Raw genomic sequence first — 961 nt, 5'->3', positions numbered from 1 at the left:
CCCCCAACGTATCTGCCGGATTTTCAGCCGCCTGTCCGCTGGCCTGCACGGGCGAAACTGCCTTTGCCGGCTCAGGGGCGGCAGAGTCCGCCAGGGGCGGCTTTGACAGGCCGGGCGGGAGCTTGGACGGCTCCGGTGCCAAAAGCGATGTCTTGCCGGCAGTCGGTGTGGCAGGCGTCATGAAGCCGCCCAGGTAAAGGCCCGCGCCGGAGGCCACAGCCAGCATCGCCAAGGCAGCGATCGCCAGGGTTCGGGTCTTGTGGACCTTCCAGGCAAACGCGCCGTGGCCTCGCGCGGCATCGGCGCCGCAGGCGGCCGTTCGAACAAATGCGCGGGCCGCACGTGCTCTACGAAGGGCTGTCCGCCTGGGCCCGCTGCGGCTGCGTCGTCGTGCCTTTCAACATTGTGTGATCGTGCCTGGGTTTTGCTGCCGGATGCAAAGGTTCGCGGCAAAGCCGACCGATCGCGGGGTGTGATGGACGCCGGCGGGGTTGTCTCCTCGTTTTCGTCACGCGTCATCCTGGCGATTTCCGCCATGCTAACCGGCCGGTCCTGCGGATCCGGTTGCAGCATGGGTTCAACGATGTCACGAAAATCATCGTCGATGTCGGTGAGATCAGGCACGGTCCGGCGCTTTTCGATGACCTCGAATTGCGATCCGCTCATATCGATTGGCTTGCCGCGCAAGGCGGCAACCAGCACCAGCCCCAGGCTGTAGATATCGGATTGCTCACTGACATCGCCGCTGTAGAGCCCGAGCTGTTCGGGTGAAACATAGTTGTATTTTCCCGCAAACTTTCCGCCGATCAGGGTCTCACCGCCGACACTCGCCGACCGGGCGATACCGAAATCTATGATCTTCGCGCGGTCGACCCGGCCTCCCGGCAAGATGATGTTATCGGGCGAGAGGTCGCGGTGTATTGCTCCCGCCTGGTGCACGGCGCTCAGGCCGGAGGCGAGG

At 64.2% G+C, this 961-nt stretch carries 1 pseudogene; it reads right to left on the bottom strand.

From position 1 onward, the window contains the following. A pseudogene (locus EN914_RS40230) lies at nt 1-961 on the bottom strand (serine/threonine-protein kinase); the annotation flags it as partial.

This window comes from Mesorhizobium sp. M7A.F.Ca.CA.001.08.2.1, assembly GCF_003998455.1.
Taxonomy (GTDB): domain Bacteria; phylum Pseudomonadota; class Alphaproteobacteria; order Rhizobiales; family Rhizobiaceae; genus Mesorhizobium; species Mesorhizobium ciceri.
This window is presented reverse-complemented; position numbering and strand designations above follow the sequence as displayed.